Source organism: Sagittula sp. P11 (assembly GCF_002814095.1).
Taxonomy (GTDB): Bacteria; Pseudomonadota; Alphaproteobacteria; order Rhodobacterales; family Rhodobacteraceae; genus Sagittula.
Genome location: NZ_CP021913.1, coordinates 3,907,958 through 3,926,167 on the forward strand (window position 1 = coordinate 3,907,958; position 18,210 = coordinate 3,926,167).

Consider the following 18,210-nt stretch of genomic DNA (forward strand, 5'->3'; position numbering starts at 1 on the left):
CAGCAAGGCATCAGAACGGCGGTTCCGGAGACGGGGCCGCCGTTTTCCTTTCCGGCTTTGGTGATTCTCCGGCCCGTGCCCTTGGAAACCCCGGCGCGGGGGTCATTCTTTTGTCCCATGCGGTGCATCTGAGATTGTCTCCGCTGACGAAGGGGGCAAAAGTGTTTAAAACAATTGGTAAACACCGTGGTGGTGAAAACGTAGACGGGAGAACGGCCGAATGAGAACGAATGGCAACTGCACCATGATGAGCTGGGGAATAGCGGCGGCGCTCGGGGTTTTCGCCTTCCTGCTGCTCGTCGGAAGCTACGGGTTCGGCACGGCCCTGTTCCTCGGGATCGTGACGCTCGTGTTGCTGGGATTGCTGTTCCAGTGGCTGTTCTGCGCGCCTCTGCCGGAGAAGGGTGAGACTGGCGTGACGGCAGGCCAGGCCGGAGGCAACGGCACGTCCGCGACTTCGCCGGGCGCCACGGCGGCCTCTGCCGGAGTGGCGGCGGCAAGCTCGGCCTCGGCATCCGCCAAAAGCGCGCCTGCGGCTGAGCCCGCGCCAGAGCCGAAGGCCCAGCCCGAAACTTCGCCGGAAACCGCGCCGGAAGCCGAAACCGCGTCGTCCGCAAGCGCCGAACCGGCAGCGGAGGAGACGCCGGAGAAGGCATCCGGCGCGGACGAACCCGTCGCCGAAAGCGCCGCACCTGCCACGACGGCCAGTGCCGAGCCCGCGCCGAAGTCCGCCCCCAAGGACAAAGGCAAAGAGGCCTCCGGGGACGAGGGTGGTTCCCGCGTGAAGCCGAGCACGCAACTAGCGGGGGAGGCCGATCTTGCCGGTCGCAAGGGCTCCTGGACGTACAAGAATTCCGCGGACGCCGACGACACCACGCTGGCGGGCAGCACGGACGGGGCGGCGGGCAGCGTCGACAGCGCGGGGTCGGGCGGTGACGGCGCCGAGGTCATGACCGCCCCGGACGGGGCAGAGGCCGACGCCCCCGGCTCCGACGGCAAGGGCGGGGACAGCGGCGAAGGCTCCAAGCCGGCGCTGCTGGACGCGCCCGAGGGCGGCAAGCCGGACGATCTGAAGCAGATCAAGGGCATCGGTCCCAAGCTGGAGAAGGTCTGCCATTCGATCGGTGTCTACCATTTCCACCAGATCGCGTCCTGGACCGACGAAGAGGTCGCCTGGGCGGATGCCAACCTCGTCGGGTTCCGCGGCCGCGTGAGCCGCGACAACTGGGTGTCGCAGGCGAAGGTGCTGGCGGACGGCGGCGAGACAGAGTTCTCCACCCGTGTCGAAAAGGGCGGCGTCTACGATTGATGTGAACGGGGCAGGGCGCGGATACGCGCCCTGCGACGCAGGCGCGGCTTGCACATGGACCGATGATGTGTCAGGCGTGAACCCGGCACTGTTGGGGAGGAACGGCGCTTTGACTGGTGGCGCGGAAAGACCTGCGCCCCGCGAACTCGAGCGAGGACGTGACCATGAAAATGACTCCCATGAAAGCTTTCACCCCGGACTATTCTCCCGTCGTCAAGATGATGGCGATGCAGACCCGGCTGATGGTTGAGACCAGCCAGAACATGATGAAGCTGGCGATGCTGCCCTGGCAGGGCATGCCCATGCCGTCGATGAAGGCCGGTTTCGGCAGCATCTGCGCACCGGGCGGCGTGGCCAGAAAGGCCCCCTCGGCCAAGGCGGCGGCACAAGCCGTCGAAGAGGCCGCGGAGGTGAGCCAGGAGGTCGTCGAGACCACCGCCAAGGCCGCCGAGGAGGTCGCAGAGACCACCACGGAAACCGTCGAGGCGACCGTCGACGCGACGACCGAGAGCGTCGAGGACGTGGCCGCAGACGCGGCGGAAACCACCGCGGAGACTGCCGAGGCAGCCGGTGACATGGCCGAGGAAATCGTCGGTGTGGCCCCGGCCTTCCTGTCGGCGCCCGAAGGCGAGGCGGACGACCTGACCACCCTGATGGGCGTCGGTCCGAAGCTGGCGGCGACTCTGAACGAGGCGGGCATCTACCATTTCAGCCAGATCGCGGAATGGACCGAGGACAACGTCGCGTGGGTCGATGCGAACATCGCAGGCGTGCGTGGCCGCGCCGCGAAGAACGGCTGGGTGGCGCAGGCCGCCGACCTGAAAAAGTGATCTGACGGCGGGCGATGGCGAAGAAGGACGACCTTAACCGGCGGGGGCGCAGGATTGCGCTCGTGATTGCCGGGACCGGTGTGTTCTGGATCGCCATCACCGCCATTGGCGGGGCGCTGGACTGGAGCCAGCGCCTTCGTGCCCTGTTCGACCTTGTGGCACTTGCCGGGTTTATCTGGGCGTTCTGGATGATATACGGGCTCTGGCGGGCGCGCCAGGAACACGAAGGATAAGCGATGCTTCAGGATCAGGACCGGATCTTCACCAATCTCTACGGCATGCACGACCGGACGCTGGACGGCGCGAAGAAGCGCGGTCACTGGGACGGCACGGCTGGCCTGATCGAGAAGGGGCGCGACTGGATCATCCAGGAAATGAAGGACAGCGGGCTGCGGGGACGCGGCGGCGCGGGCTTTCCGACCGGGCTGAAGTGGTCCTTCATGCCGAAGGAAAGCGACGGTCGTCCGGCCTATCTCGTTGTGAACGCCGACGAATCGGAGCCAGGGACCTGCAAGGACCGCGAGATCATGCGCCACGATCCGCACACGCTGATCGAGGGCTGCCTGATCGCCTCCTTCGCGATGCAGGCGCATGCCTGCTACATCTACATCCGCGGCGAATACATCCGGGAGCGCGAGGCGCTGCAGCGCGCCATCGACGAGGCCTACGATGCCGGATTGGTCGGTCCGAACGCCGCGGGCTCGGGCTGGGATTTCGAGATCTTCCTGCACCACGGCGCCGGCGCCTACATCTGCGGCGAGGAAACCGCCCTGCTGGAAAGCCTCGAAGGCAAGAAGGGCATGCCCCGCATGAAGCCGCCGTTCCCGGCGGGCGCGGGTCTGTACGGCTGCCCGACCACCGTGAACAACGTCGAATCCATCGCCGTCGTGCCGACCATCCTGCGCCGCGGCGCATCGTGGTTCTCTTCCTTCGGGCGGGAGAACAACGCGGGTACGAAGCTGTTCGCCGTCTCCGGCCACGTCAACAAGCCCTGCGTCGTCGAAGAGGCGATGTCGATTTCCTTCGAGGAGCTGATTGAGAAGCATTGCGGCGGCATCCGTGGTGGCTGGGACAACCTCAAGGCGGTCATTCCCGGCGGCTCTTCGGTTCCGTGCGTGCGCGGCGAGAAGATGAAGGACGCCATCATGGACTTCGACTACCTGCGGGGAGAGCTGGGTTCCGGCCTTGGCACCGCGGCGGTCATCGTGATGGACAAGGACACCGACATCATCAAGGCGATCTGGCGGCTGGCGAAGTTCTACAAGCACGAATCCTGCGGCCAGTGCACGCCCTGCCGCGAGGGGACGGGCTGGATGATGCGCGTCATGGACCGGCTTGTCCGCGGCGAGGCCGAGGTGGAAGAGATCGACATGCTGTGGGACGTGACCAAGCAGGTCGAGGGCCACACCATCTGCGCGCTTGGCGACGCGGCCGCATGGCCGATCCAGGGCCTGATCCGCAACTTCCGCGACGAGATCGAGGATCGGATCAAGGCACAGAAATCCGGCCGGGTGAGCGCTGTCGCCGCTGAATAAGCCGGTGCAGCGATGGAATAGAAAAGGGCGCCGCGGGGCGCCCTTTTGCGTTTCCGGGTGAGGCCGGGCTCACTTGGTCCCGGTTTCGTCCTTGAACGTCTCGCGATCCTTTTCGGGCATCCCTTCGGAGATGTCGTCAGAGGTCTCGGCGTGCTTTTCCCGGCCCACATCTTCGTGTTCGGTGAACTTCCGGGTCTTCGCCTTCTCGTCGGCGTCCTTCTCCGGCAGCGGGCGGGTCTTGGGTGTATCGGTCATGGTGGCTCCTCCTTCTCCATCAAAACCCCCAAGCGGGCGGCGCGGTTCCGGGGAGGGCGGGCCATGCGGTCCGATGCTCCTGACTTTAGGGGCAATTTGCCGAAAATGCGTTGGTCATTCCGGTCCCTGCCTCATTATAGTGGCGCCGAAAGCCGGAGGGCGGGACACAAGGGGGCACACATCAATGCAGATGCATCTCGCAGAACTGAACATCGGTCGGCTCGTGGCGCCGACGGACGATCCCCGCGTGGCGGAGTTCATGGACGCGCTCGACCGGATCAACGGTCTGGGCAAGCGCATGCCGGGCTTCGTCTGGATGATGGAAGGATCGGGGGAACCGGGCACCGGCAACACCGAGAACAACATCGGTGACGATCCGCAGTTCGTCGCGAACATGACCGTCTGGGAAAACGTGGTGAGCCTCGAACGCTTTGTCTGGGGCACGGTCCATCGCCAGTTCTACGAGCGGCGGAAGGAGTGGTTCGAAGTTCTGGGCGACATGCACTTCGTCATGTGGTGGGTGCCGGCGGGACATCGCCCGACGCTGGAGGAAGGTCTGGCGAAGCTTGACCTCCTGCGGCGGGAAGGCGACAGTGACGCCGCCTTCGGCTGGTCGTACCTGACCGAAGCGCGCATGTGGCGTGACAGGCGCTGCGACGCGGAGGCCGGATAAGGTGCTTCGGAAAGAACAAGAGGCCGGAGAATGAGCAATTTGAAACACTTGTCGCCCCGCAAGGCCCGGACGCAGCGCGCCGCCGCGACGGCCAAAGCGGCCCGCGCACCCCTGGTCGCGCCGGCGTCCCTGATGCGCGCAGGCACGATCCTGCTGCTGATCGCCGCGATGGCGGCGCTTGCGGGCTGCGGCAACGGCCAGCGCCGGCAGGTCCAGACCTTCGACGGCCAGACCTTCCGGGCCAACGCCAAGTCCGCCGGCGACGACCGGCAGTATTTCGTGGCCTCTGTCCGCGACCCGGGCAAGAGCATCGACGGCGCGATCCAGGCGGCGGAATACCAAGCGGTGAAGCACTGCATTCATCTCTACGGCACGTCCGACATCGACTGGGAGGTCGGGCCGGACACACCGAAGGACCAGCTTTTGATCACCAGCGACTCGCTGACGCTGTCCGGGCGCTGCAAGGACCTGTAAGCGGCGGACCGCGGGGCGGGTGCGGGTTTCGCGCCGGCTCTTGCCGATCGCGGGCGGATTCCGCCCGCGTTATTGCATATCCATGACGTTCCGCGCCTCTTGTCGCGAGATTGCCGTGTAAACGAGGACCCCTTCATGCGCCTGATTCCATCCGTCCTGATCCTTGCCCTGCTGGCGTCGGCCGCGGTCGCAAAGCCGCCGCTGCGCGAGGTTCGTGAAATCGACGACCAGCTGATGATGATCGCCATCGCGGACGAGATCCGGAAGACCTGCAGCGACATCGACGCGCGCCTTTTGCGCGGAATCGCGGAGCTCAACGGCTTGAAGTCGAAGGCGAAGTCGCTGGGCTATTCGTCGGAGGAGATCGACGAATACGCCACGTCCAAGTCCGAAAAGGCACGGATGCGCACGAAGGCCGAGACCTGGCTGGCCAGCCAGGGGGTCAATGTCAGCGACAAGGCAGAGCTGTGCAGCTTCGGAAAGGCGCAGATGGCGGGCGGCACCTACATCGGATCGCTGTTGCGCTGAGGTCAATTCCTGACTTGAACGGTCATCTTCACGGGCGCTGAAATCCCGGTCACCGGGTTGCGCCCGTGCAATCAAGTCGCTTTGCCGCGTCGATTTTTCCCGGATTTCTGCGCCGCTGCATCTGGCGCTACCGAACATGTCGCGGTAGAACCCGTCGCAAGTCGCGCCCGGTCCGCTGGTCAGTCCGGTGGTCAGGGCGCTGCCATCTGCAATCTGGAGAGGCACCGGCATGTCCGACTTGCGAAAGCTCATCATCGACGGTCAGGAAATCGAGGTGGACGGGGCTATGACCCTGATCCAGGCCTGTGAGGAGGCTGGCATCGAGGTGCCGCGCTTCTGTTACCACGAGCGTCTGTCGATTGCCGGGAACTGCCGGATGTGCCTCGTCGAGGTCGTGGGCGGCCCGCCGAAGCCCGCCGCGTCCTGCGCGATGCAGGTCCGCGACATGCGTCCGGGCCGCAACGGCGAACCGCCGGAGATCAAGACCAACTCGCCCATGGTGAAGAAGGCCCGCGAGGGGGTGATGGAGTTCCTGCTCATCAACCACCCGCTCGACTGCCCGATCTGCGACCAGGGCGGCGAATGCGACCTGCAGGACCAGGCGATGGCCTATGGCGTCGACTTCTCCCGCTTCCGCGAGGCGAAGCGCGCGTCGACCGACCTCGACCTCGGGCCGCTGGTCGAGACGCACATGACGCGCTGCATCTCCTGCACCCGCTGCGTGCGCTTCACCACCGAGGTGGCGGGCATCACCCAGATGGGCCAGACCGGCCGGGGCGAGGATGCGGAGATCACCTCCTACCTGAACTCGACCCTCGATTCGAACCTGCAGGGCAACATCATCGACCTGTGCCCGGTGGGCGCGCTGGTGTCGAAGCCCTACGCCTTCACCGCCCGCCCGTGGGAGCTGACCAAGACGGAGACCATCGACGTGATGGACGCGCTGGGGTCCAGCATCCGCGTGGACACCAAGGGCCGCGAAGTGATGCGCATCCTGCCGCGCAACCATGACGGCGTGAACGAGGAATGGATTGCCGACAAGACGCGCTTTGTCTGGGACGGCCTGCGCCGCCAGCGGCTGGACCGGCCCTACGTGCGCAAGGACGGCAAGCTGAAGCCCGCCACCTGGCCGGAGGCGCTGGCCGCCGCCGCCACGGCGATCAAGGGCGCCTCGAAACTTGCCGGTATCGTCGGCGATCTGGCCCCGGTCGAAGCGGCCTACAGCCTCAAGCAGCTGGTCGAGGGGCAGGGCGGTGTCGTCGAATGCCGTACCGATGGCGCGAAGCTGCCCGCCGGCAACCGTTCGGGCTATGTCGGCACGGCTGCCATCGAGGACTTCGACAGCGCTGAGATGATCCTGCTGATCGGCACCAACCCTCGTGACGAAGCGCCGGTCCTGAATGCCCGCATCCGCAAGGCCTGGGCCGCCGGTGCAAAGGTCGCGCGGATCGGTACGCCGGTCGACCTGACCTTCCCGGTGCAGGAACTCGGCACCGGCCGCGAGGCGCTGGCCAAGCTGTCGAAGATGGACCACTCCGACAAGGAGGGCGTCGCCGGTGTGGTGATCATCGGTCAGGGCGCACTGAACGAGGCCGATGGCGCCGCCGTTCTGGGCACCGCCATGCAGACCGCCGCCGCCGGTTCGGCGAAGTTCATGGTTCTGCATACGGCCGCGGGCCGCGTGGGTGCGATGGACGTGAACGCCACGAACGAGCGCGGCATGGACGCGGTCAGCGAGGCGGACGTGATCTACAACCTCGGCGCGGACGAGGTGGAGATCGGCGAAGGCGCTTTCGTGATCTACCAAGGCTCGCACGGGGACCGTGGCGCGCACCGTGCCGACGTGATTCTGCCTGCCGCCGCCTACACCGAAGAGCAGGGCCTGTTCGTGAACACCGAGGGCCGCCCGCAACTGGCGCTGCGTGCCGGGTTCGCACCGGGCGAGGCCAAGGAAAACTGGGCGATCCTGCGCGCTCTGTCCGCCGAGATCGGCGCGACGCAGCCGTGGAACTCCATCGCGCAGCTCCGTCAGGCGCTGGTCTCGGAGGTGCCGCACCTTGCCCGCATCGACGAGGTGCCGGAAAACGAATGGACGCCGCTGGAGGCCGCCGACATGGGGGATGCGGACTTCCGCTACCCGGTGAAGGACCACTGGCTGACCAACCCGATCGCGCGCGCGTCGGAGGTCATGGCGGAACTGTCCAAGAACTCGAAACTGCGCTCCCAGGCGCCGATGGCGGCGGAATAAGTGAGGGTGGGCTGGGTGATAGCCTCGCTCGCCTGCGCTGCCACCACCGGATGCGACACTCCGGCGGCGGCAAAGGGGCCGTTCACCCCGTCTTACGAGGGTGTCGAGACGCGGTTGCTGGATGGCGATCTGGTGAATTTCCACGTTTCCATGCGTGGGGCGCGCAACCAGATCGACGTGGAGGCCTACGCCGAATGTGCCGCCGCGCAATACGCGCTGATCCGGGGGTACGGATTCGCGCGGCATTTGCGCACGAATGTGGACGAAGAGGGTGGCCTCTGGCGCGGGGATGCGGTTTACACCATCTCGCCGGCTCTGCCCCGCGGATCACGAACGATCGACGCCGAGGTCACCGCGCTGGCCTGCGCCGAGAACGGAATACCGATGGTGTGAGGACCTGATGGCTGAATTCTTCTCCGACAATCCCTGGGGTATCGCGATCTGGATCGTCTTCACGATCCTCGCGCTTCTGGTGCCGCTTCTGGTAAGCCTCGCCTTCCTGATGTGGGGCGACCGCAAGATCTGGGCCGCCGTGCAGATGCGCCGGGGGCCGAACGTCGTGGGCATCTTCGGCCTGCTGCAGTCCTTTGCCGACTTCCTGAAATACATCGTGAAAGAGGTCGTCGTGCCCGCGGGCGCCGACCGCTTCGTGTTCTTCCTCGCGCCGATGGTCAGCCTTGTCATGGCCTTCATCGCCTGGGCGGTGATTCCCTTCGGCGACGGCTGGGTGGTCTCCGACATCAACGTGGCCATTCTTTACGTTTTCGCGGTCTCCTCGCTGGAAGTGTACGGCGTGATCATGGGGGGCTGGGCGTCCAACTCGAAGTACCCGTTCCTTGGCTCGCTGCGGTCCGCCGCGCAGATGATTTCCTACGAGGTGTCCATCGGCCTCATCATCATCGGCGTCGTGATCTCTTCGGGGTCGCTGAACTTCGGCAGCATCGTCGAGGCGCAGGACGGCATGGGCATCCTGTCCTGGTACTGGATCCCGCACTTCCCGATGATGTTCCTGTTCTTCATCTCGGCGCTCGCGGAAACCAACCGCCCGCCGTTCGACCTGCCGGAAGCGGAATCCGAACTGGTGGCGGGCTACCAGGTGGAATACTCCTCCACGCCGTTCCTGCTGTTCATGATCGGCGAACTGACCGCGGTCGTGCTGATGTGCGCGCTGGTTTCGCTGCTGTTCCTCGGCGGCTGGCTGTCCCCGGTCGAATTCCTGCCGGATGGCATCTTCTGGATGTGCATCAAGATGCTGTTCGTCTTCTTCATCTTCTCTCTGGTGAAGGCGATCACCCCGCGTTACCGGTACGACCAGCTGATGCGCCTGGGCTGGAAGGTCTTCCTGCCGATGTCGCTGGCATGGGTCGTCTTCGTGGCCTTCGCGGCCAAGTTCGAGTGGTTCTGGGGCTTCTATACCCGTTGGGCAGTCGGAGGCTGATGGTGGAGCAGACGTCGAAACAGACTGTTTCGGGATTGCTTCCTGGCGTTCGGGGCGTGGTGTCGCGCCCCGATGGTAGGGTCGGGGCAGGGGTGCGCATGACGTGCGCCCGTCTGTTCACGGGAGAAACCTGATGACCGACCTGAAGAAAGCCATCCTCGACGCCAAGTACATCGACATGATCGCCCTGGGCGATTTTGTCGTCCGCGATTGCGGCCTGCCGGACACCGATGCAGAGGGCAACCTCCTGCCGCAGGCCAACGAGATCGCCGCCGCCATCTTCCGCTGGGCCGCCGATGTGCAGGCCATGGAGGATGCGGAGGTGAAGTCAAAGCCCGCGCCCGCCGCCGTTGCGGCCGCCGTGGCGGAAGAGGTTTCCGCCACCGGCCGCACCGGAAACGAGCGGGTTGGCGATTACGATGAATTCGGCGATCCCGTGATGGACGCCGAGCAGGCCGAGCGGCTGGAAGCAGCCCGCGAAGCCGTCAAAGAGGAGAGCGCGTAGACATGGCAGCCATCGACTACGGACGGGCCGCGAAGTACTTTCTGCTCGCGGACTTCATGAAGGGGTTCCAGCTGGGGATGAAGTACTTCTTTGCCCCCAAGGCCACCGTCAACTACCCGCACGAGAAGGGTCCGCTGAGCCCGCGTTTCCGCGGCGAGCACGCCCTGCGCCGGTATCCCAACGGCGAGGAACGCTGCATCGCCTGCAAACTGTGCGAGGCGATCTGCCCGGCACAGGCCATTACCATCGACGCGGAGCCGCGCGACGACGGCTCGCGCCGGACGACCCGCTACGACATCGACATGACGAAGTGCATCTACTGCGGTTTCTGCCAGGAGGCCTGCCCGGTGGATGCCATCGTCGAGGGGCCGAACTTCGAGTTCTCGACCGAGACCCGAGAAGAGCTGTTCTACGACAAGGCCAAGCTGCTGGCGAACGGCGACCGCTGGGAAGCGGAGATCGCCCGCAACCTGGAGTTGGACGCGCCGTACCGATGAACCGCCCCGCCGCCCATATCCCGGCCCGCGTCCCGCGGTGTCCCGTCACATCCTGCAAGGGGAGCCGAGCATGACCACCAAGACGCCGTTCGAGCTGATGATGGAGCAGAGCCAGAAGTTCGCGCAGGACATGGTGACCAGCATGAACCCGGCGCTGTCGAGCTTCGACCCCAAGGCATTCGAAGCCATGTGGCCGACCATGCCGAAGGACGCGATGGAGATGTGGTTCGGCAAGGGGTTCTCGAAAGAGGGGCTGGATGCCAAGACGCGGCTGCTGCTGACGCTCTCGGGTCTGGTGATGCAGGGCGCGCAGGCGGAGACGCCCTTGCGCATGACCGTGCGCCACGCCATCGAGGCGGGCGCCACCAAGGAAGAAATCGTCGACACGATCACGCATATGTCGATGTTCGCAGGTATTCCCGCCATGAACCGCGCGCTCGAACTGTCGCGGGCGGTCATGGCCGACAAGAAGGATGACGAGACATGATGGCTTTTGCCTTCTACCTCTTTGCACTTGGCGTGATCGCCGGGGGGCTCTTCACGGTCGTCAGCCGCAACCCGGTGCACTCCGTGCTCTGGCTGATCCTCGCCTTCCTCTCCGCGGCCGGTTTCTTCGTGCTGATGGGGGCGGAATTCGTCGCCATGCTGCTGGTCATCGTCTACGTCGGCGCCGTCGCGGTGCTGTTCCTCTTCGTGGTGATGATGCTGGACGTCGACTTTGCCGAACTGAAGGCGGAGATGGCGCGCTACATGCCGCTGGCGCTGCTGATCGGCCTCGTGATCCTGATGCAGCTGGCCATGGCGTTTGGCGTCTGGGAAGCCTCCGACCTGGCCGCGGGCCAGCTGTCGGCACCGGCGCCCGAAGGGGTGGAGAACACCGCCGCGCTTGGCATGATCCTCTATGACAAGTACTTCCTGCTGTTCCAGCTGGCGGGTCTGATCCTGCTGGTTGCGATGATCGGGGCCATCGTTCTGACGCTGCGCCACCGCCAGGATGTCAAACGCCAGGACGTGCTGGCACAGATGTACCGCGATCCCGCCAAGGCGATGGAGCTGCGGGACGTGAGACCGGGGCAGGGGCTGTGAGCGCATTCTGGGATCTTCTCTTCTCGCCCGCGGGGCTGGTGCTTTACGCCGGTTTCTGGGCCTTGAAGATCGTTGCGGGCGCATGGGTGCTGAGCAAGCTCGTGCTGCTGCTGCCCGCGCGCATGCAGGTCTGGGCCGAGGACAAGCTTGTCCGGCTGCGCCTGATGAAACGGAAGGTCGGCCCTTTGGGCTGACCGGGGCCGGGCAGGTCCCGTCCCCGCCCGGCGCATTGCCGGGGCTGCCGCCCGAGGGCGGCGAGACGATCGAGGTTCCGGGACATGCCCGGGACGTGGTGCCGGGCCCGCCCGGAACCTGACAGAACAGAGCCCCCGGGCCGCTTCCGGGGTGCCACAGACAAGACGACAAATCGGGCAAGCCACCCGGAGGGACACGTATGATCGGATTGGAACACTACCTGACAGTGGCCGCAGTGCTGTTTGTGATCGGCATCTTCGGGCTCTTCCTGAACCGCAAGAACGTGATCATCCTGCTGATGAGCATCGAACTGATGCTGCTGGCGGTGAACATCAATCTCGTGGCCTTCTCGACGCATCTCGGCGACCTCGCCGGTCAGGTGTTCACGCTGTTCGTGCTGACCGTCGCCGCCGCCGAAGCGGCCATCGGCCTTGCGATCCTCGTCTGCTTCTTCCGAAACCGCGGCACCATCGCCGTGGAAGACGTCAACGTCATGAAAGGCTGAGCCCATGGAGAGCATCATCCTGTTTGCGCCCCTCGCGGGCGCTCTCATCGCGGGCTTCGGCTGGAAATTCATCGGCATCCGTGGCGCCCAGTGGATCACCACGGGCCTGCTGTTCCTGGCCTGCTTCTTCTCGTGGATCACCTTCCTGACCCACGGGCCGGAGACCGAGCACGTCCAGATCCTGCGCTGGATCGAAAGCGGCACGCTGTCGACCGACTGGTCGATCCGGCTGGACCGGCTGACCTCGATCATGCTGATCGTCGTCACCACCGTCTCGTCGCTCGTGCACCTGTATTCCTTCGGCTACATGGCGCATGACGAGAACTTCCGGGAGGGCGAGGAAAGCTACAAGCCGCGCTTCTTCGCGTACCTGTCGTTCTTCACCTTCGCCATGCTGATGCTGGTGACCTCCGACAACCTCGTTCAGATGTTCTTCGGCTGGGAAGGCGTGGGTGTCGCCTCCTACCTGCTGATCGGCTTCTACTATCGCAAGCCGTCGGCCAACGCTGCCGCCATCAAGGCTTTCGTGGTCAACCGGGTCGGCGACTTCGGCTTTGCATTGGGCATCTTCGCGCTGTTCTTCCTGACGGATTCCGTGCGCTTCGACGACATCTTTGCCGCCGCACCGACGCTGGCCGAGACGCAGCTCACCTTCCTCTGGGGGACGTGGAACGCGGCAGAAGTTGCGGCCTTCCTGCTGTTCATCGGTGCGATGGGCAAATCGGCACAGCTGTTCCTGCACACCTGGCTGCCGGACGCGATGGAAGGCCCGACCCCTGTGTCGGCGCTGATCCACGCCGCGACCATGGTGACCGCGGGCGTCTTCCTCGTCTGCCGCATGTCGCCGCTGATGGAGTACGCACCGCACGCGATGGCCTTTGTCACCTTCCTGGGTGCCTCGACTGCCTTCTTCGCGGCGACGGTCGGTCTCGTGCAGAACGACATCAAGCGCGTGATCGCCTATTCGACCTGTTCGCAGCTGGGCTACATGTTCGTGGCAGCGGGCGTGGGCGTCTACTCCGTCGCGATGTTCCACCTGTTCACGCACGCCTTCTTCAAGGCGATGCTGTTCCTCGGCGCGGGATCCGTGATCCACGGCATGCACCACGAGCAGGACATGCGGAACTATGGCGGTCTGCGGAAGAAGCTGCCCTACACCTTCTGGGCGATGATGATCGGCACGCTGGCCATCACCGGCGTTGGCATTCCTCTGACCCATATCGGTTTCGCGGGCTTCCTGTCGAAGGATGCGGTGATCGAGAGCGCATGGGCGGGCACCGCCGGCGGTTACGCCTTCTGGATGCTGGTCGTCGCTGCGTTGTTCACGTCGTTCTATTCGTGGCGCCTGATCTTCCTGACCTTCTTCGGCAAGCCGCGTGGCAACAAGCACACGCATGAACATGCGCACGAAAGCCCGAAGGTCATGCTTATCCCGCTGGGGGTGCTGGCACTTGGCGCGATCTTCTCCGGCATGGTCTGGTACGGGTCGTTCTTCGGCGACCACGCCCGGGTCAACGCCTTCTTCGGCATCCCGGCGCACCATGAAGAGGTGGTCGGGAGCGACGCCGCGCATGCGGAGGACGTGGCCGAGCTTCAGGGTGCCGCGGACGCGGTGAACGAAGAAGCCAGCGCGGACGAGACCGTTGCCGCCGACACCGAAACCACGGGCGACGCGGTTGCCGACGAGGCCAACGGCGAAGACGTGGCCGCAGCGGAAGGCGAGGGCGATGCAGCCCATGCCGCCGAGGGGGACCACGGGTCTGCCGGAATGGCGCCGCAGGGCGCGATCTTCATGGCCGCGGACAACACCGTCATGGACGACGCGCACCACGCGCCGGTCTGGGTGAAGGTCAGCCCCTTCATCGCCATGCTGATCGGTTTCGCGGTGTCCTACTGGTTCTACATCGTCAACCCGGCGATGCCGAAGCAACTGGCAGAGAACCAGCGTCCGCTGTACCTCTTCCTGCTGAACAAGTGGTACTTCGACGAGATCTACGACTTCCTCTTCGTGCAGCCCTCGAAAAAGCTGGGCCGCATCCTGTGGAAGGGTGGTGACGAGGCCATCATCAAGGGCGGGATCAACGGTCTGGCCATGGGCATTGTCCCCTGGGTCACCCGTCTCGCCGGTCGGGCGCAGTCCGGTTACATCTTCACCTATGCCTTCGCCATGGTGATCGGGATCGCGGTCCTGATCACGTGGATGACCATCTCCGGAGGGGCGCAGTAATGGCCAACCTTCTTTCCATCGTCACCTTCCTGCCTGCGCTGGCGGCACTGATCCTTGCGGTCTTCCTGCGCGGCAGCGATGCGGCGGCTCAGCGCAATGCGAAGTACCTTGCGCTGATCGCCACGACGGCGACCTTCATCATATCCCTGTTCATCCTCGCGCAGTTCGACGCGTCGAACACCGGCTTCCAGATGGTGGAAGAGGGCGAGTGGCTGATGGGCCTCAGCTACCGGATGGGCGTCGACGGGATCTCTGTCCTGTTCGTCATGCTGACGACCTTCATGATGCCGCTGGTGATCTGGGCCTCGTGGGACGTGAAGCACCGCGTGACCGAATACATGATCGCCTTCCTGATGCTGGAAACGCTCATGCTGGGCGTGTTCATGGCGCTGGACCTGGTCCTGTTCTACGTCTTTTTCGAGGCAGGCCTGATCCCGATGTTCCTGATCATCGGCATCTGGGGCGGCAAGGACCGCATCTACGCATCGTTCAAGTTCTTCCTCTACACCTTCCTCGGCTCCGTGCTGATGCTGGTAGCCATGGTCGCGATGTATGCCGACGCGGGAACGACCTGCATCGGGGGCTGCGACGTGTCGCTGCTGACCCACCAGTTCGCGTCCGAGGAGTTCTCGGTTCTGGGCATCCCGGTGGTGGGCGGCCTGCAGACCATGCTGTTCATCGCCTTCTTCGCCTCCTTCGCGGTGAAGATGCCGATGTGGCCGGTGCACACCTGGCTGCCCGAAGCGCACGTCCAGGCGCCGACCGCGGGCTCCGTGGTGCTGGCGGCGATCCTGCTGAAGATGGGCGGCTACGGCTTCCTGCGCTTCTCGCTGCCGATGTTCCCGGTGGGCTCCGACGTGATGGCGAACTTCGTCTTCACGCTGTCGGTGATCGCGATCATCTACACCTCGCTCGTGGCGCTGGTGCAGGAGGACATGAAGAAGCTGATCGCCTATTCGTCCGTCGCGCACATGGGTTACGTCACGATGGGGATCTTCGCGGCGAACCAGCAGGGCGTGGACGGGGCGATCTTCCAGATGATCTCTCACGGGTTCATCTCCGGCGCGCTCTTCCTCTGTGTCGGCGTGATCTACGACCGGATGCACACGCGAGAGATCGACGCCTACGGCGGCCTCGTGAACCGCATGCCGGCCTACGCGCTGATCTTCATGCTGTTCACCATGGCCAACGTCGGCCTGCCGGGCACCTCCGGGTTCATCGGCGAATTCCTGACGCTGGCGGGGATCTTCCAGGTCAACACCTGGGTGGCGGCGGGTGCCGCGACCGGCGTGATCCTGTCGGCGGCCTATGCGCTGTGGCTGTACCGCCGCGTGGTGATGGGCGACCTCATCAAGGAAAGCCTGAAGACCATCAAGGACATGACCGCACGGGAAAAGGCGATCTTCGCGCCGCTCGTCGTCATGACCATCTGGATGGGGGTCTACCCCGCGCCGATCCTCGACCGGATCGGACCGTCGGTGGAGGCACTCGTCTCGAAATATGACATGGCGCTGGAAAGCGCGGGCCGGGGTGGCGACGCCACCCAAGTGGCCGAATCTGAACACTAAGGGGGCGACAGATGTCAGCAGATCTGAACATCATCCTGCCGGAGATCATCCTGTCGGTCTACGCGATGGTGGCACTGGTCGGCGCGGTCTACACCGCGAAGGACGACCTCGCCCCGGCGCTCACATGGGCGACCGCGGCGTTGTTCGTGGTCCTGGCCTTCTGGATCGGAACGACGGGCGAGGGCGCACAGAGTGCATTCGGTGGCATGTTCCAGTCGGACGGCTTCTCGCGCTTCTCGAAGGTGTTGATCCTCATCTCCGCGGCGGCGGTGCTGCTGATGAGCGAGGGTTACATGGCGCGTCGCGGCCTGCTGCGGTTCGAGTACCCGGTGCTGGTCTCGCTGGCCGTGGTCGGCATGATGGTCATGGTGTCGGCGGGCGACCTGATGTCGCTTTACATGGGGCTCGAGCTGCAGTCGCTGTCGCTGTACGTGGTGGCGTCGCTGCGCCGGGACAGCGTGAAGTCGACCGAAGCGGGCCTGAAGTACTTCGTGCTGGGCGCGCTGTCCTCCGGCCTGTTGCTTTACGGCGCATCGCTGGTCTATGGCTACGCGGGCACCACGCTGTTCTCCGGCATCATCCAGACGGCGGAAGAGGGGCATGTCTCCATCGGCCTGCTGCTGGGTCTGGTGCTGATGATTTCGGGCATGGCGTTCAAGGTCTCGGCCGTGCCGTTCCATATGTGGACGCCGGACGTGTACCAGGGCTCTCCGACCCCGGTGACGGCCTTCTTCGCCACCGCACCCAAGGTCGCGGCGATGGGCCTGTTCGCCCGCGTGATGTTCGACGCCTTCGGCAACGCCACGGCGGACTGGGGGCAGGTGATCGCGCTGCTGGCCGTGCTGTCGATGTTCCTCGGCTCCTTCGCGGCCATCGGGCAGAAGGACATCAAGCGCCTGATGGCCTATTCGTCGATCGCCCACATGGGCTATTCCCTGATCGGCCTTGCCGCCGGGACCGAGGTCGGCGTTCAGAACATGCTGATCTACATGGCCATCTATGTGACGATGAACGTCGGCACCTTCGCCTTCATTCTGTCGATGGAGCGCGACGGCCAGCCGGTGACGGACATCGAGTCGCTCGGCATGTATTCGAAGAAGGAACCGGGCCGTGCGCTGGCCATGCTGGTGCTGCTGTTCTCGCTGGCGGGCGTGCCGCCGCTGCTGGGCTTCTTCGCCAAGTACGGCGTGCTGATGGCCGCGGTCGAGGCGGACATGGTCTGGCTGGCGGTCGCGGGCGTGGTCGCCTCGGTCATCGGGGCCTACTACTACCTGCGGATCGTGTTCTACATGTACTTCGGCGAAGACCGGGAGGACGCGCTCGACACGTCGTCCTCGCCGCTGCTGTCGGGTTTCCTGGCGCTGTCTGCGATCATCATCGTGCTGGCGGTCTTCAACCCGCTGGGCCTGACGGTGGATGTGCAGGACTCGGCGCAGGCGGCAGCGGTCGCTCTGGTCAACTGATCTTGACCGGCTGTTTTCATGCGGCGACGCGCCCCTTTGCGGGCGCGTCGCTTTTTCGTGCCTGCGGCACGCCGGGGGTTCCCCCCGGACCCCAAGGTATTTGGACCAAGATGAAGGGCAGGGCGCATGGGCTGGCCTGAGGGCTACGGGCGGCGGGTGCTGGCGGAGGTCGACAGCACCAACGCCGAGGCGGCGCGGGTCGTGTCGGGGCTGGCCGGGCCGGAGTGGATCTGCGCCCTGCGCCAGACCGCCGCGCGCGGGCGCCGCGGACGGGCCTGGGTGGCGCCGGAGGGGAACTTTGCCGGGACGCTGGTCATGCGCCCGCAGGAGACGCCGGATGTGGTGGCGCTGCGGTCGTTCGTGGCTTCGCTCGCGCTGTTCGATGCCTTTGCGACCCTGACGGGTGCGGAGGCAGCCCTGGCGCTCAAGTGGCCGAACGACGTGCTGCTCAACGGCGGCAAGGTGGCGGGCATCCTGCTGGAGGGGCTGCCGGGCGGCGGCCTGGCTGTGGGGATCGGCGTTAACCTGATCGCCGCGCCCGGCGCGCAGCAGGTCGAGGAGGGGGCGGTGCCGCCGGTGTCGCTGCTGTCCGAAACCGGGGTCCGGGTGACGCCTGAACGGATGCTGGATGCGCTGGCCGAAGCCTGGGCCGTGCGGGAACACGCCTTTGTCACCTACGGCTTTGCGCCGATCCGGGAGGCCTGGCTGGCTAGGGCGGCCCGTGTGGGCGAGACGATCACCGCGCGCACCGGAACCCGCACCGTCACCGGCGTCTTCGAGACGGTGGACGCCCGCGGGCAACTTGTTCTAGACACGCCGCAGGGCCGGACGGCGATCGCGGCCGCGGACGTCTTCTTCTGAAAGGTCACGCCTC

21 protein-coding genes are annotated in these 18,210 nt (G+C 65.2%); 20 read left to right on the top strand and 1 reads right to left on the bottom strand.

The genetic code is table 11. From position 1 onward, the window contains the following. The first annotated feature begins 220 nt into the window (after positions 1-220). The 4 genes from CDO87_RS18890 (at position 221) to nuoF (ending at position 3,674) form a co-directional block, all read left to right on the top strand. Positions 221-1,309, top strand: coding sequence for a hypothetical protein (locus CDO87_RS18890; protein WP_157815045.1), 1,089 nt, complete (start codon positions 221-223; stop codon positions 1,307-1,309). A gap of 164 nt (positions 1,310-1,473) precedes the next feature. Further along, entirely contained in the window at positions 1,474-2,139 is a 666-nt protein-coding gene (locus tag CDO87_RS18895) for a hypothetical protein (RefSeq protein WP_157815046.1), read from the top strand. Positions 2,140-2,153: 14 nt separating this feature from the next. Continuing rightward, positions 2,154-2,372, top strand: a complete 219-nt coding sequence (locus CDO87_RS18900; RefSeq protein WP_100930217.1) for a DUF5337 domain-containing protein — start codon at positions 2,154-2,156, stop codon at positions 2,370-2,372. Between the two features lie 3 nt (positions 2,373-2,375). Then, the gene (gene nuoF, locus CDO87_RS18905; protein ID WP_100930218.1) at positions 2,376-3,674 is read left to right on the top strand and encodes an NADH-quinone oxidoreductase subunit NuoF; all 1,299 of its coding nucleotides are present in this window, start codon (positions 2,376-2,378) and stop codon (positions 3,672-3,674) included. A gap of 69 nt (positions 3,675-3,743) precedes the next feature. Here nuoF and CDO87_RS18910 read toward each other — a convergent pair whose 3' ends face one another. Continuing rightward, the gene (locus CDO87_RS18910) at positions 3,744-3,929 is read right to left on the bottom strand and encodes a hypothetical protein (protein WP_100930219.1); all 186 of its coding nucleotides are present in this window, start codon (positions 3,927-3,929) and stop codon (positions 3,744-3,746) included. Positions 3,930-4,113: 184 nt separating this feature from the next. Here CDO87_RS18910 and CDO87_RS18915 point away from each other — a divergent pair, with 184 nt between their 5' ends. The 16 genes from CDO87_RS18915 to CDO87_RS18990 all read left to right on the top strand — a co-directional run bounded on the left by CDO87_RS18915 (position 4,114) and on the right by CDO87_RS18990 (position 18,197). Then, entirely contained in the window at positions 4,114-4,602 is a 489-nt protein-coding gene (locus CDO87_RS18915) for a DUF3291 domain-containing protein (RefSeq protein ID WP_100930220.1), read from the top strand. A gap of 30 nt (positions 4,603-4,632) precedes the next feature. Next, positions 4,633-5,076, top strand: coding sequence for a hypothetical protein (locus tag CDO87_RS18920; protein ID WP_100930221.1), 444 nt, complete (start codon positions 4,633-4,635; stop codon positions 5,074-5,076). A 135-nt stretch (positions 5,077-5,211) separates the two neighbouring features. Then, positions 5,212-5,604, top strand: a complete 393-nt coding sequence (locus CDO87_RS18925; protein WP_100930222.1) for a DUF5333 domain-containing protein — start codon at positions 5,212-5,214, stop codon at positions 5,602-5,604. Between the two features lie 229 nt (positions 5,605-5,833). Then, on the top strand, positions 5,834-7,852 hold the full coding sequence (gene nuoG / locus CDO87_RS18930; protein WP_100930223.1) for an NADH-quinone oxidoreductase subunit NuoG: 2,019 nt from the start codon (positions 5,834-5,836) through the stop codon (positions 7,850-7,852). A gap of 15 nt (positions 7,853-7,867) precedes the next feature. Then, positions 7,868-8,245, top strand: a complete 378-nt coding sequence (locus CDO87_RS18935; RefSeq protein ID WP_100931039.1) for a hypothetical protein — start codon at positions 7,868-7,870, stop codon at positions 8,243-8,245. A 7-nt stretch (positions 8,246-8,252) separates the two neighbouring features. Next, positions 8,253-9,290, top strand: coding sequence for an NADH-quinone oxidoreductase subunit NuoH (gene nuoH, locus CDO87_RS18940; RefSeq protein WP_005857499.1), 1,038 nt, complete (start codon positions 8,253-8,255; stop codon positions 9,288-9,290). Between the two features lie 133 nt (positions 9,291-9,423). After that, positions 9,424-9,795 (top strand): hypothetical protein, encoded by a 372-nt coding sequence (locus CDO87_RS18945; RefSeq protein ID WP_100930224.1) that lies wholly within the window; start codon positions 9,424-9,426, stop codon positions 9,793-9,795. Between the two features lie 2 nt (positions 9,796-9,797). Further along, positions 9,798-10,292 (top strand): NADH-quinone oxidoreductase subunit NuoI, encoded by a 495-nt coding sequence (gene nuoI, locus CDO87_RS18950; protein WP_100930225.1) that lies wholly within the window; start codon positions 9,798-9,800, stop codon positions 10,290-10,292. Positions 10,293-10,362: 70 nt separating this feature from the next. Then, positions 10,363-10,779 carry a carboxymuconolactone decarboxylase family protein gene (locus tag CDO87_RS18955; protein WP_100930226.1) on the top strand — a complete coding sequence of 139 codons (417 nt, stop codon included), beginning with the start codon at positions 10,363-10,365 and terminating at the stop codon, positions 10,777-10,779. Beyond that, positions 10,776-11,378 (top strand): NADH-quinone oxidoreductase subunit J, encoded by a 603-nt coding sequence (locus tag CDO87_RS18960; protein WP_100930227.1) that lies wholly within the window; start codon positions 10,776-10,778, stop codon positions 11,376-11,378. Before CDO87_RS18955 ends, CDO87_RS18960 begins: the two co-directional genes overlap by 4 nt. After that, positions 11,375-11,572, top strand: coding sequence for a hypothetical protein (locus tag CDO87_RS18965; protein WP_100930228.1), 198 nt, complete (start codon positions 11,375-11,377; stop codon positions 11,570-11,572). Before CDO87_RS18960 ends, CDO87_RS18965 begins: the two co-directional genes overlap by 4 nt. Before the next feature lie 200 nt (positions 11,573-11,772). Beyond that, on the top strand, positions 11,773-12,078 hold the full coding sequence (gene nuoK / locus CDO87_RS18970) for an NADH-quinone oxidoreductase subunit NuoK (RefSeq protein WP_005857510.1): 306 nt from the start codon (positions 11,773-11,775) through the stop codon (positions 12,076-12,078). A 4-nt stretch (positions 12,079-12,082) separates the two neighbouring features. Beyond that, positions 12,083-14,305 (top strand): NADH-quinone oxidoreductase subunit L, encoded by a 2,223-nt coding sequence (gene nuoL, locus CDO87_RS18975; protein ID WP_100930229.1) that lies wholly within the window; start codon positions 12,083-12,085, stop codon positions 14,303-14,305. Next, a complete protein-coding gene (locus CDO87_RS18980) occupies positions 14,305-15,873 on the top strand; it encodes an NADH-quinone oxidoreductase subunit M (RefSeq protein WP_100930230.1) in 1,569 nt (522 codons plus the stop codon). The genes nuoL and CDO87_RS18980 overlap by 1 nt, the downstream gene beginning before the upstream one ends. Positions 15,874-15,884: 11 nt before the next feature. Then, a complete protein-coding gene (gene nuoN, locus CDO87_RS18985; protein ID WP_100930231.1) occupies positions 15,885-17,336 on the top strand; it encodes an NADH-quinone oxidoreductase subunit NuoN in 1,452 nt (483 codons plus the stop codon). A gap of 126 nt (positions 17,337-17,462) precedes the next feature. Then, positions 17,463-18,197, top strand: a complete 735-nt coding sequence (locus CDO87_RS18990; protein ID WP_100930232.1) for a biotin--[acetyl-CoA-carboxylase] ligase — start codon at positions 17,463-17,465, stop codon at positions 18,195-18,197. Positions 18,198-18,210 lie beyond the last annotated feature (13 nt).